Origin of the sequence: Gilvimarinus chinensis DSM 19667 (genome assembly GCF_000377745.1) — a bacterium.
GTDB classification, from domain to species: domain Bacteria; phylum Pseudomonadota; class Gammaproteobacteria; order Pseudomonadales; family Cellvibrionaceae; genus Gilvimarinus; species Gilvimarinus chinensis.
This window is the reverse complement of record NZ_KB898720.1, coordinates 1-12,903: the sequence shown is the minus strand read 5'-3', so window position 1 is coordinate 12,903 and position 12,903 is coordinate 1. Positions and strand designations below refer to the sequence as shown.

At 43.4% G+C, this 12,903-nt stretch carries 15 protein-coding genes and 2 pseudogenes; 3 read left to right on the top strand and 14 right to left on the bottom strand.

Annotated elements, in window-relative coordinates:
• The 12 genes and pseudogenes from D568_RS21610 to D568_RS21320 form a co-directional block, all read right to left on the bottom strand.
• Positions 1–706 (bottom strand): annotated as a pseudogene (locus D568_RS21610) (IS3 family transposase); the annotation flags it as partial.
• Between the two features lie 358 nt (positions 707–1,064).
• Positions 1,065–1,757 (bottom strand): hypothetical protein, encoded by a 693-nt coding sequence (locus tag D568_RS0118510; protein ID WP_020211094.1) that lies wholly within the window; start codon positions 1,755–1,757, stop codon positions 1,065–1,067.
• 91 nt (positions 1,758–1,848) lie between these two features.
• A complete protein-coding gene (gene tnpB / locus D568_RS22315; protein ID WP_040517208.1) occupies positions 1,849–2,010 on the bottom strand; it encodes an IS66 family insertion sequence element accessory protein TnpB in 162 nt (53 codons plus the stop codon).
• A gap of 171 nt (positions 2,011–2,181) precedes the next feature.
• Complete coding sequence (locus D568_RS0118500) at positions 2,182–3,564, bottom strand: nucleotide disphospho-sugar-binding domain-containing protein (RefSeq protein WP_020211092.1); 1,383 nt, start codon at positions 3,562–3,564, stop codon at positions 2,182–2,184.
• A 54-nt stretch (positions 3,565–3,618) separates the two neighbouring features.
• Entirely contained in the window at positions 3,619–5,190 is a 1,572-nt protein-coding gene (locus D568_RS0118495; RefSeq protein WP_169334816.1) for an ABC transporter ATP-binding protein, read from the bottom strand.
• Positions 5,191–5,250: 60 nt separating this feature from the next.
• Positions 5,251–5,667, bottom strand: coding sequence for a hypothetical protein (locus D568_RS0118490; protein ID WP_020211090.1), 417 nt, complete (start codon positions 5,665–5,667; stop codon positions 5,251–5,253).
• The gene (locus tag D568_RS0118485; RefSeq protein WP_157498017.1) at positions 5,660–6,616 is read right to left on the bottom strand and encodes a hypothetical protein; all 957 of its coding nucleotides are present in this window, start codon (positions 6,614–6,616) and stop codon (positions 5,660–5,662) included. Before D568_RS0118485 ends, D568_RS0118490 begins: the two co-directional genes overlap by 8 nt.
• Positions 6,617–6,774: 158 nt before the next feature.
• A complete protein-coding gene (locus tag D568_RS0118480; RefSeq protein WP_020211088.1) occupies positions 6,775–8,151 on the bottom strand; it encodes a radical SAM protein in 1,377 nt (458 codons plus the stop codon).
• Positions 8,152–8,313: 162 nt separating this feature from the next.
• Positions 8,314–9,216, bottom strand: coding sequence for a glycosyltransferase (locus D568_RS20780; protein ID WP_051084107.1), 903 nt, complete (start codon positions 9,214–9,216; stop codon positions 8,314–8,316).
• Between the two features lie 243 nt (positions 9,217–9,459).
• Positions 9,460–9,798: pseudogene (locus tag D568_RS22095) on the bottom strand (IS481 family transposase); the annotation flags it as partial.
• Positions 9,744–10,067, bottom strand: a complete 324-nt coding sequence (locus D568_RS21325; RefSeq protein ID WP_157498015.1) for a hypothetical protein — start codon at positions 10,065–10,067, stop codon at positions 9,744–9,746. The gene D568_RS21325 and the pseudogene D568_RS22095, both read right to left, overlap by 55 nt.
• Positions 10,055–10,291: a hypothetical protein gene (locus tag D568_RS21320; protein WP_051084105.1), complete on the bottom strand. Its 237-nt coding sequence runs from the start codon at positions 10,289–10,291 to the stop codon at positions 10,055–10,057. The genes D568_RS21325 and D568_RS21320 overlap by 13 nt, the downstream gene beginning before the upstream one ends.
• A 134-nt stretch (positions 10,292–10,425) precedes the next feature.
• On the opposite strand from D568_RS21320, the gene D568_RS0118460 reads away from it, so the two are divergent.
• The 3 genes from D568_RS0118460 to D568_RS0118450 all read left to right on the top strand — a co-directional run bounded on the left by D568_RS0118460 (position 10,426) and on the right by D568_RS0118450 (position 11,653).
• The gene (locus tag D568_RS0118460) at positions 10,426–10,689 is read left to right on the top strand and encodes a type II toxin-antitoxin system TacA family antitoxin (RefSeq protein ID WP_020211084.1); all 264 of its coding nucleotides are present in this window, start codon (positions 10,426–10,428) and stop codon (positions 10,687–10,689) included.
• Complete coding sequence (locus D568_RS0118455; protein ID WP_020211083.1) at positions 10,680–11,180, top strand: GNAT family N-acetyltransferase; 501 nt, start codon at positions 10,680–10,682, stop codon at positions 11,178–11,180. The genes D568_RS0118460 and D568_RS0118455 overlap by 10 nt, the downstream gene beginning before the upstream one ends.
• Positions 11,181–11,320: 140 nt before the next feature.
• On the top strand, positions 11,321–11,653 hold the full coding sequence (locus tag D568_RS0118450) for a hypothetical protein (protein WP_020211082.1): 333 nt from the start codon (positions 11,321–11,323) through the stop codon (positions 11,651–11,653).
• 212 nt (positions 11,654–11,865) lie between these two features.
• Here the strand turns inward: D568_RS0118450 and D568_RS0118445 are convergent, their stop codons facing one another.
• The gene (locus D568_RS0118445; RefSeq protein WP_020211081.1) at positions 11,866–12,177 is read right to left on the bottom strand and encodes a hypothetical protein; all 312 of its coding nucleotides are present in this window, start codon (positions 12,175–12,177) and stop codon (positions 11,866–11,868) included.
• A 160-nt stretch (positions 12,178–12,337) separates the two neighbouring features.
• Positions 12,338–12,903, bottom strand: a 566-nt coding sequence (locus tag D568_RS0118440) for a transposase (protein ID WP_020207489.1), incomplete at its 5' end; no start/stop codon positions are given.

Here is a 12,903-nt window from a genome sequence, read left to right as displayed (position 1 = left end):
GCTGGGAGGTTCAGATCAATCTCGATTGCCAGCGCTTCCCGGTTGAAGTCGTCAACCAGGTTAAAGGTTCGGAACCGGCGGCCGCAGAACAGGCTGTCACTCATAAAATCCATCGACCAACAGTGGTTTGCTTGCGCTGGCACCGATAGCGGCTCTGGATTACGACTGGGCAACCGCTTCTTGCCTCTGCGGCGCTTGTTCAGATTCAGCTCGCAATACAGGCGGTGGACGCGCTTGTGATTCCAGCCGTGCCCCCAGCGCCGCAGGATCTTAAACAACTTGTCGAAACCGTAGGCTGGATAGCGTTCCACTGCCTCTTGGAGTTTGGCGATCACCTCATCATCCCGATTGGGATTGGACTGATACCGATACACTGAATCACTGATGCCAACAGCGCGGCAGGCCATACGGAGGCTGGCACCATGCTCTTGTTGGGCATAGTCGACCAGCTCGCGCCTGATCGCTGGCTTTACAGCTTTTTTTCGACGATATCCTTGAGGATCTTATGCTCCAGACTGAGGTCAGCGAACATCGCCTTCAGATGGCGATTCTCCTCCTCCAGTTCTTTGAGTCGCTTGATATCGGACGCTTCCATGCCGCCATACTTGGATTTCCAGTTGTAATAGGTGGCGTCGGATACCCCATATTCCCGGCACACCTCTTTGACCAGTCTGCCGCCTTCTACTTCCTTCAGAATCCTAACGATCTGCGTTTCCGTGTAGCGTGATTTTTCATTTTGATTCTCCGTGTTGACGTAGTGTACGCCGGAGAACTCTAAAAGAAAGTGTCGCTATTTTAGGGGAGGTTTACACTGCACCTGGATATTTCGCGAGAGTAAAAATGGCTCTAAGCATAGTGAGCGGCCTTAATACTTCAGACGGACTTGTGTGTTATCGTAAAGATCTCCGCCCCCCTCCGCTACTCTATGAAGTTAAGTACCGAGCTGATCTCAAAGGTCAAATTCGTATCTGACCCCCGCTTCTACTTCGCTTTACAATGGGCACAGGCTAAAACTACGACCATTGCAACTGTAAAAGCTATTATCACTCACCTGGTGCAAGCGTTTAACGTCGAAGCTTTCGCTCCAGCCCCTGAATAATCACATCCCCTTCGCTTTGCTGTTGTTTGCAACCGGTTAAATACCAATCGGTGGAGAAGCCCCGTTTTTTTTCCACTTTGGAGCGTAGACACCTTCCCTCACCCAACTCTACTCGAGTGCTGCCACTAACATCCGTGTAAGTAGGGGTTTTGTAGCGCGAGGTCGGTGTTGCGGCAGCCGCGTGATCAAGCTTTGCGCGTAAGCGCGGGTCGAACACGGTTTTGGTATTCGATGATGGAACCCCAGAGGGGGTGGACGTTACTGGACTTGGGGTTTCCACATGTTCGGCTTGCGCGGGGTCGGCATTACGATCCACTTCCTTCTTCGGCGGATCTTTTTTATAGGACGTGAGCGTTTGTTCAGGCAGTGAGCCGGTCTTCGGGCGTGTGTTTGACGAGGAACTTTGAAGCTGAGATTCGCTCTCTATTGCACTAATTACGGAGGAGGGTTCCGTTCGAGCCGTTTGCAACTGCAGCTTAAAGCTGACAGTCTTAGTAGGTTTTGGTTCAGGCTCGTACGACTTCCATAACCAACCCAGAAAAGCGTGAGCCAAAAGCGATATCACCACAGCCGCCACCCAGGCACGACAATCTCGCCCAACCGGGTGGGCAGATTCTAAAAAACGGCCGTTAATGTCCTCTACTCGCACTAAATCCATGATGCATTTCGTTGTGATTATTGCGTTTTTTAGACTTCATTAGTGACGAGTGGTTCCGCCCCTAATAACCGGTGGCGAAAATATAGCATCTTCACCTGGATCTTGCGCGATTGACGAAGACAAAATACTGGCCGCTGAGCGGATTATTCTGCAACTGATTACGGACCAGGGCACTCAAGTCTCGGAGCGATTTGCGCATGCCGGTGGTCTCTGTGCGGAGCCAGATCAACGCCTGATTATCGAGCCCGATCATCCATCCTGACTCAGCCGAAACTCGACCCCGTTACCGAGGATCAAAGAAATACCCCAGCCTGAGCGGAGGATGGCGACGTATCCATAATTGACGACAGTTCCAGAAAGCTGGCATAGCCAATGCCCTTGTTTTTGAAAAAATTGTGGCGCTGACGGCGCTGTGTTGAAAAAATCAATTACGCCGTTTTTCTAGTTCACTATTTAACATTTGGGCCAGAATCGCGGACAGCGAATTATGGAAGTTGTCATTGCGTTCGATACTTCTCTTCAATCTAGTAATATTGCGTTTGTACTTTTTGTCATTCATGAGTGCCTCTATATGCTTGCTAAGACGATCAGCATTGACTTTCCTAATATTCTGGACCCGGCCTATTCCCTTATGGCAGACTCGCGCAGCGTTTCCAGGCTGATCAAAAGCACATGGTAGAACCAACATCGGAACACCATGTAAAATGCACTCTTTTATTGTTCCCAAACCGCCGTTGGTTAACATAATCGATGAACGCTTCAACAGTTCTAGTTGAGGAACTTTGCTCCTTACCAAAACATTATCAGGCACAGATCCGTAATCATTAGTGGCCGTTCCTGACCCCACACTTAGCACAAACTGGTATTGTTGATTAGATTTAGCGACTAACAATATTTGCTTGAAGAAATGCGTAGCATAGCCATAATTAGCAATGTGTGTACCTAAGGAACAATAGACAACCGGAACGCCGGAAAAAAAATCCCAAGGAAAATCGATTTTGTCTTTTCGACTGAAATGAATACAGTCACCTAAATATACTCGATGGTCGGACTTTAATGCCATATCAAACTCAAACTCCCAAGGGCATAAAACAATCTCTGGAAGTTTGGGTCTTGTGCCATATTCGCATTTTAAAGAACCTAACGAATGTTTTCTTTCTATGTTGCGTACGCAGGCTTTTAGCCTATGGAGACGCCTGTCCGTATTAGGGAAATCATTCAGCATCAGAATTACTCCCATCATACATTTTATACCCACGCGAGAAAGATCAAAAACGAACCAACGGAATAGAATTCTAGCCCTTAAAAATGAAGTCTTTTTAGAACAAATTAAACTTGAACTGTGGGGAGCCAAATAACGGTCAACCCCTACTAGTTCTGTCGCCAGAGATAGCACAGGAAGCCCGGTCGTCGATATCACTGACGCCAATCTCGCGAGTAAGGCATCAACCATTAGTAGATCGATATTCACAGATGAAATTTCACGCTCAATTTCACCAGAGGCTAGAGCCTCATAGTAAATAATACTGATTTCTCTTTTAAGTGGAATTAAATGCTTAAGCCGTTTAAAAAGGCTGAGGGAGCCCAGTAAAGGGGGTTGATTGAATGTGCCTTTAGGCAATCGATCTCGCAGCACTGAATGATACCGAAATCCGTGTTGCTCAACGTGAGCCTGGAAATCGATAGGTCCGAAATAGACAACTTGAAAGCCGATTGAAGTGAGATAATTTGCTATTTTGAGTGTAGGGTTGTAAGCACCGAATTCCGGATACATGAAAAAACCAACGCTACAACGTTCGTAGGTCATATTCTCTACTTGATTGAGGCTCAAAATCGTTAGAACTTATTTTTTGCTATACTTTTAGTGAACACGAATAACGTCTGTATATATATCCATATTTTTAATTTTATGAGTTACGTGGATCAACATTTTACCCTCCAGCTCACCTTTAATATTTTTAAGTATTTTAAGCTCTGTTTTTTCATCAATAGCATTTGTAGACTCATCCAAAATGAGTAAATCTGGTTTTTTTATCAGCGCTCGAGCAATGGCTATCATTTGTGCCTCTCCGCCTGACAGCTTGAGATTTCCTTCACCGATTAAGGTGTGATACCCCTCCGGCAGATTGCTTATAAACCTCTTGGCTCCACTTACTTCTGTTACTCTCTCAATATCATATTGAGTGAAACTGGCCACACCATAGGAAATATTATCCAATATCGTCCCTGGAATAATGTCGACCTGCTGATATACAATCGCCACTCTCTCTATATAGGATCGCCGATTTATTTTGTTCAGGTCAATCCCTGAAACCAGTATGCGGCCGCTATCAGGCTCTATTAGGCCCGTCATTAAATCTATAATGGTTGACTTACCAATTCCTGATCGGCCTGTCAGCACAACAGCATCGCCACAACCAATCATGAAGGAAAAATTATCAAGCACAGGTGTGCTAGCGTCCTGATACTGATAAAATACATTATTAAACGCCAGAGAGTGAACATTCTTCAGGCTCAAACCACCAGAATCCTGAGCATCAGGCATATCAAGTATATTTTTTATACGTGAAAAGGCGCCACTAACAGTTTGAATATCACCGTATAGACCAACGAGATTAACAATAGCACCTGAACACAAGGCCATGTAGAACAGGAAAGTGATTACGTCTGACCGGGATACGGTTTCTGAAACCAAATCATTTATTATTATCGCAGCCATACAAAACATGGAAATTCCAAGAAAAATAACAATGCTTGCACTAAATATTGATAGTGCCTTATACTTTTCTATAGCAGATGCTCTAACCTGATCTACTTTTTCTTCAAAATACATCACCTCTTTGTCATGTTGATTATTTGAAACCACAGTTTTAAATCTTCCAACATATTGGTTAAGAAAATTAGAGAGCTGACTTAAAATTAGCTGGTTTTTTGATGACCTTACCTTGACTAATCTTCCGCCCAAAAAAAGAGGAATTGATGAGAGAAAAACGAACATTAAAAAAAACAATGTGTACTTCAAATATGAAGCCATCATTACGGAAAGCGCGCCAATAAATACTAAAGTTGATGCATACAGTGATGAAATGGCAGACGTCAGCGTGGTTTGAGCATACATCACATCGGATGTGAGAATTGAAGGGAGCCCACAGATTTTGATTGCTTTCATACTTTTGGGGGGAAGATGTAAAACCTTTTCAAAAAAAATACGCCTTAAATCAAAAGACACTTTTTCGGATAAGGACGCAACCAAATAAAGCCTATAAAAAAAAAGTGTCGCCACTATGAGAGTTGCAACAAATAGTGAAATCAGTATTGCCAGGTAATTCGACGTAATTCCTTGAAACTCCTGTACATTCACAGAAACATGCTTAATCACTTTTGTGAACAGCAGTAAAATTAAGCTGTTAGTGGTCAGAACTAATAAAATCAATAGGCAGTCGCCTCTATATCTTTTTAGAAGCAAAGACATATACGACATTATGCAACCTTCTTATTTCAGTGATTTCTTTAAAGATATATATGCATGAATTTGACCAGAAGCTAACAACCTTTTGGTTTCGACCCGCATCACATAGCAATCAATTTGGAAAGCACACACATTGGTTCCGTGTGATAATTGTGAAACTTCCACAAAGAAATTATCTCCTTTTAGCGGCGAAAATATATTCATATTGTAGTTAAAAATTGTTGCTGATCTAAGGGCATCATTTTTATTGACGATAAAAAATCCGACAGCAGTATCGAAGAATGATAGAGCAAACGACCCACTCACCACTCCCAGCTCGTTTTTCTTGCTTGTTAATTCGGTTACCGAAATGATAAGTGAAGCTTCAGTGCAACTAACAACATCAACTGATAAATCAGAGAATAGAGGATTATCCTTAAATATATTCGTGAATTTATTCATTTTTTGACTCTAAGCAACTTAGATTTATCAACTTGTTTTTGAGATCAAAAGTCAAACTTCGGCAATTAGGTAGGGCGCTGCTGCCGAGCTTAATAAATGACTTAAACTCTGCGTCCTTTTTAGGCTTGTAACCGTAAGTAACCACCTCTTCTATTGCATCAATGTATTCGCCATCGATAGATCCCGACTGATCATCGACCATTTGATGCTCACTAATTGGCGTAAACACGTTTTCCGAATCAACAACCACGCCGTTGAGAATAGAGGTAATCAATGAAATTTTTCTAGACGGCAAGTAATAACCGAATTCAAGCTCCTGATATGCGTATTGATTTGATTTTTTAAGCATACCTTCAGACAACATATAACTATAAGCATCGCTGCCAATATTTATGTGCCTGTGATTAAGGTCAAACATTACATCTAACCTATCCGGAAGTACACTTTCAACCAAAACGCGCTTATTCTCATATTTAAAAGGTATGGTTTTTGTTACGTACGATTCGTCGTCAGAATTTAGATTCTGGCTGCAAAAATTCAGCTTGACACTATTGGTGCCGATTTCATTTAAACCAATAACTCCATCGTACCTCGAATCATGAACATAGTTTCTTTCAAACCAGACGACTCGGACTTTTCTTTCTTTTCCTCTTATCTCAATCTTAGCCTCGTCAACGCTACCCTTTATAGTTTTATCTCTAACATATTTTTTAACGGATGAAAAAAATGACTTTTTTAAGCCAGCTTTTTTGGCAGGCTCCGGATTCAAAATCACATAAGATTTCAAGGTCGCATCTATAGCTAGATTGACCTCTACACCATTCAACTTGGTAGTAATCGAGTTGTCGTCACATATATTCTTACTTTCTTCTTTGGGACTGGAAAATACAGATACTGAAAATAGACATAGCATCAAAAGGAACGTTGAGCGAACGAAATAAAGAGACATTATAAATACGACCTGCATGCATTAAAAAAACCATTAAAACCCGCGCTTAAAAGCGCGGGGTCATAAACACTTAGAATCTCCAGGTCCAGCTGCTACTGCAGTGGATTTCATTTTTACGCGGGTTGGTAATTTTACTTTTGTTGGTCTCAATAAAGTCTTTAATTAATATTGATGCTTTCATTTTGACTTACTCCTTTCGGCTTGATTGATTGCTTGCTCAATACGAAATTGTATATGTTGTCAAGCAGTTCTTGCATGCCACAGCAAGCCCCATCGTAAGAATGGGATAATGCTGTACCAGCAATCCTGTCATGCGGGCAACCACCACCACACAAATAAAACCAGTTACAATTACTCATGCCATCTTCATATGCAAACGTCTCAATGTTGCTTGAGGAGCATGAGTTGCATCCAGAGGATGATTGCTCGCCGCATGCATCGCGGTCTATTCCAATTAACCGATCGCAGCTATCAATGGCGCCATCAGGCTCAATTGTGAAAATAGAATCCAGGCATCCCCCTTCGAAATAGCAATTGTCTATGTTCGATTCGTTGAAGATTGCTTCGATAAGCTTATCCAGAAAACGTATTGTTATTTTGTCCTGATAAGTCGACTTCCAGAGCTTAAAAACATTTAACATAAACGAACAGAACTCTGGAAACGAAATAAATTTAGGGTCAACATTATCAGAATAAATTAAACTTTCTGGCGAATTAAATACTTTATTTATGTACTCGGAATCGACGGTATAATTAAGAAAATCTATCTTATCCACACCCATGGAAATGAAGAAATTGAAAAGCTCTTCCATATCCATTGTCATGTTTTCTTTGTCGATCACAACGAGACAGCCTAGCTCAATTTTAGATTGATTTACCCGGCTTATAAAATTGATGACATCTTGTGAGCTGCCACTTCCATCCACCTTTTTCCGCCTGACATCATTAAGGTCTGGAATTCCATCCATGCTTAACCCCACAGGCAGTCTGAGCAACTCCATGAACTCAAACCATTCATCACTAACGTTAACACCATTGGTTTGGAGGGCATTTGAAATGTTTTGCCCTTCTCTCTTGAATTGAGACTGTAGCCAAATCATTTTAATGAAAACCTTAACCCCGAGAATTGTAACTTCACCTCCATGCCATACATATGTAATATTTTCTAGATTCGTCTCCCTTTGATTTTCATATATTGTTTTCGCAATTGTTGAGAAGGTCATTGTTTGATCTGGCCCCTCAGCCCAAGAAAAGCAGTAGTCGCATCGCAGGTTGCACAACCGCGTTAGCTTCATAACAACAGTTTTATTTCCTTGGTTATTTACCTTATCGGTCGGTTCTTCGAGATCAAACGAATTGAATATCTGCATTTCATCTACAGTTAAAATCTGTTCAGCGGATAAACTCCCAAGAATGCTTTCAAAAACGCCAAGTTCTTGTTGTTTTAGGGCTTCGAATAGCTCTTGGTCGGTAACCTCGTCACTAGGGTCAATAGACTTCTTGATGCTTTTTTTAAAGCTTTCATAATATGACATTATTTATTTCCTTATGAGCTCGTTATGGCAGTATCCATTCAAGATAATTATTTTTATGTTATCGAATCTAAAAATGTAGTCATCAATTTGGGGATGTCTTTCCGTTTATATCTGTCGCATCATTATCTATAATAATTAGTCACGCGTCTCAGTTTGAATCCTTCAGGTAAACGAATAATGAACTGCCCCCCAAATAAGCGTCAGTGCGAACACAGCGCGATGTGCAGCCACAAAAGGAAAGAATATAATAAAGGCCCATCTTTTTGTTCTTATACAACAATATGCAGGATGAAGCATGTATATCAAAACATTGGCGAGTGAATTCAGAAGTAGCAGTATCCTGTTGGGTTTTCCCCTATAGCCATTAATCAGTGCGTTATTGTCACCCATCCCCCAATTTACTGCATGCATAAACAGATCGGTTATGCTTGTTCTGTTAACGTGTTTTAACTTAGCGGAAGGGTCAAAGCAAACACGAATATTAGCGTCACGCAGCCTCATGCAAAACGCAAGATCTTCACCATAACGAAGATTTTCGTCGAAACCACCAACTATTGAGAACACCTCACGTGCAACACTTAGGTTTGCAGTGGGTAAGAAAATCGCATTCTCGCGCACATCCATTTTCGGATGGTAATGGTACCAAGAGCTATAATCATCGCAAACAGCAATAAAATTGTTATTAATGCCAGAAATACTACCACCAATAACCTGTATTCTTTCGTCATTATTACAGTGAAAGTGATGAGCCTTAACGTGACACTCAATGAAGTCAGGATCGCAAAAGCAGTCTATATCAATAAATATAATGATATCACCACTGGCATTCTGTATTCCGACATTCCTTGCCGCAGAAGGTCCAGCTGTTTCTGCCGTTAAATAGCCAAGATTATTTGATTCGAGTATTTCTCTAGTACTATCGGTTGACATGTTGTCAACAACGATTACTTCATAATCTTTTCTGGGATATGTTTGATTTTTTAATCGCTCAATACAGGATGAGACGTAGTCTTCCCCGTTATATACGGGAATAACCACTGAAACGAAGGGGTTGTCGCTGGGCATAATTTTCATCCTGAAAATTTATTTTCCTAGTACTTATAGTCTTATTGTTAAGTTTGAAATTATCGCCGCCATCATAACAGCAATTTTATTTCTGACACAACACCACAATCCGGAATAACTTGAAGCGTGAATCTAAAGGTGTTGTACTCCACTGGCGTGTCAGGCCTGAATGGCACTTACTTAAGCTGCAGCGGCTCAGACTTGATCTGACAGCTATCTCTTTTTTATCCGGCGTCTGTCAGTTTAGATCTGGACTAGATTTTTCTCGACCCAGACCGTTTTCCCATCAAGTAATGTATTCATCGTCGTTCTGCCACAGCACATTTTGCCCTGATGTGCTTGTTGATTATTGTAGTATAATATCCAGTCATCCAGATTTTTTTGAACCTTCTCTAAGGTGCTGTAGAATTTCTTGCGGAACGCCACCTGATTAAACTCGTTTAGGATCGTTTTATGGAAATGCATCACAAATGCAATTGTCCGCGGCGACATGGCTTTGGTCTTCCCGTGCTCAATGTCATTAATTGCTAGGTAGAGCTGGCAATCATGCTGATTGACACGACCACAGAAGCCTGCTCCCCGGCCGGGACCGAACGATCCAACCAACCGAACCCTGTGGCCATCAGATCTACAGCGGCTGTCTGGAAGGCCCCACCCGCCAGAACATAGTCGTTCATGTGTTGCCCGGTTTGCTTGCCTCCAGGACGGCCGGTGGTCGATGGCATCAAGCCAATAGCAATCATTTTATCCGCCCACTCTCGATTGTGATAAGAGCGACGGCTTGGCTTCCCATAGTAATTCTGCCAAACATGACATTGCTCATGCACCAGAGTTTGCATCACCTCCAACAATGGGTGCCCAACCCAATACTCGGGTTGATTGCCAGCTCGTCCACGTACTGCTTGGCGTCGTTAACCCAGCGCCGCTGGCTGACATAGCCCATCATCCCGGGTGGCCTCTGCAACACAAACAGGCATGCCGGCAGCTGGCCATCAAAGAGCCGACCATTGAAATGTGCATAGGCCCGGCCGATGGCGCCGTAAATGTCACTTGTTGGGTTATCTTCCTGAGTCATGGCTTAATTTTGTATTGCACAATACAAAATATCAACCCTCTTGCGTATATCGATTAGCTATACGATAATGTGTATCTAATTGATATACACCGCCCAAAGAGGCGGGATTACTCTAGGTCACGGAGGCATAACCAATGGCTAAATCAACGCCAATTAATATGCGGGTGGAGCCCAGCGTCCAGTCCTTGTTGACACGCGCCGCATCCATCGCCAAGAAAGATAGGACAGCCTTTATTGTTGAGGCTGCTTGCAGGGAGGCAGAAAACATATTGTTAAATCAGCGGCTGTTTCTGCTGAATGAAGACGAGTTTGCGGCTTTTGAGGCTGCTTTAACCGAGCCACCACCAAAGCCTCGCAATCTCCGAGCGCTACTTGCTGAGGAGGATCCGTGGGACTAAGTGCGCCAACACTATTCACAAAAGATCACATCGTTGCGGGGTTCGATTGCGGCAATGACACACTCAATGGCTGGCTTTCGGATACCGCTCTAAAGAATCAGTTGTCACACGCCAGTAAAACTTACGTGGCATGTAAGGACAATGTTGTGCAGGGTTACTACTGCCTAGCCAGCGGCTCAGTAGAACGCACCTCAGCACCAGGAAGCATTTCCAGGAAAATGCCAGATCCTATTCCTGTAATAGTGCTAGGCCGATTAGCTGTTGACCTTTCTGCGCGAGAAAGTGGCTTGTTGCGCGGGAAACATCTTTTAAAAGATGCAATATTCCGAACACTCGCAGTATCCCAGTCAATTGGGGTGCGGGCACTCTTGGTACATACGATTGATGAAGCCGCCAGGGATTTTTATTTACGATACGGGTTCAAAGAATCGCGCATTGATCCAATGACTCTATTGTTGCCCATCAAGGACATTGAATCGATGCTGGAATAATTACAATAAACGAATGGAGCTAGACTTTTGTTTGAGGCCTCAATGATTCTCGGCATGTCAACCCAGAGCATCGGATTGCTAGGCTTATTCACGCTCAGGAAACTTCTATCAGCATTGGGGCCACGTCATAAGGCGGCACTATGAACAATAAAATCCACAATGCCTTAGCTTGCTTGATTAAATATGTGATTTTTCCACTGGGTACGTTGATGTGGCTGGCATTTATTTGCCTGCACTGGGCTGAGCCTGCGATTGCCGGCTTTGACCGAACGGTCCACGCGGCGCAGGGAGCGGTTCAGGTCTGGGCGGTGCGCTTGTTCTACATCTATTGTTTTCTGTTTGCCACGTATCGCTCTTACGCGGAGCTGGGGGATCGTTTTGATTTACCCTACAAGGTATTGCCTGCGATGCTGGCGTTTCTATTGCCTTTGTTGCTCGTGATGGCAATGGTCCAGTTTCAGTGGTTTTCTTAGAAGTCGTGTTAGTGGGTAGCGCTTCCTGCGATACAAAATGATTGGAATTTTCGGTTAAAGAAAACACGCTCGCAACCCTTACGCGCTAGATTCACCTCAGGCTTATCTCACTTGATTATGTTCGCCTTCACAGCGGCGTTTCATCAGGAGAGGGCGAAAGCTAGGTCATGATCGACTGTCAATTTAGACCTCACCCTAAATACAGCCACTTGTTATAAGCCTGATGGCCAGGTGCATTGAACCTTGTTTTCTCGAAGGTAATTACTGGCTAGATCATTCCGGCCAACAATGTACTCAACACGACCACCCTCTATCCCAACAGCCGGAATGCTGAACAGATGCTTTCCGGCACAATAAACATCAATGATTCTATGAGTTCCGCTGAACTGAAGAAAATTAGCCTCCCCAATTTCCCTAGCCAGCTCCCAGACCATTGCCTCATCAGGAATGTCCACTGCGATAGAAAGGGGGCCTAACTGGTCATCTTGAGAACAGCAAGCTTCACGAATAACTTCAATTTTCATAGGAGCTTATAACGAGGCTGTAGAAAAACAGATCTGCAATTGCAGCTTTTCCACAGGCCATTTCTCTGTAATTTACTGACCACCATTTGATCATAACTGCTTAACATAATCACCTAATAGGCGTTCAGGGCACAAATCGAGTGTGGATAAGTCTGTGTCCTCACCCTATGGAACCATATCGCGCGATTTTCTCAATGTTGTGGACTAAGCAATACAACTGCCATTGTCCTTCGACCTTCTTTCGACCACGTAATGTAAAACGATTAAGCCGCTTATTGGTTCCGATATTGCCAAACACCGGCTCAACGACCGACATTCGATGACTGTAAATAGCTTTACCAAGCCGGCTATCGACTCGGCGCTTCATCCAGTCCGTCGCTGTGCGCCCATTCGTCCACGTAAATGACACTTGGCGCCCAGCGCCCTCGCGTGTATCCGCCGAGCTCGGGTTTCGCATGCACTGTTCTTTAATAGGGCAATGCCGACAGTCGGTGAGCTTGCCCTGGAAAAACAATTTACGTTTTCCGTTGGGCTCGACGGTTTCGTGACTGAGCCACATTTCATTGCCTTCGGGACAACGACAGGTTTTTTGTCGTTTATCAAAGTCGAATTCGCTGGACGGAATAACACTCTTGATGCCTTTTAAGGTATCTCTGTGCCGTTTTCCGTATTTGTCTTTTTGCTTGGCAAAGGTTTTGTCACGACGACGAAATTGATTGTCGGGAA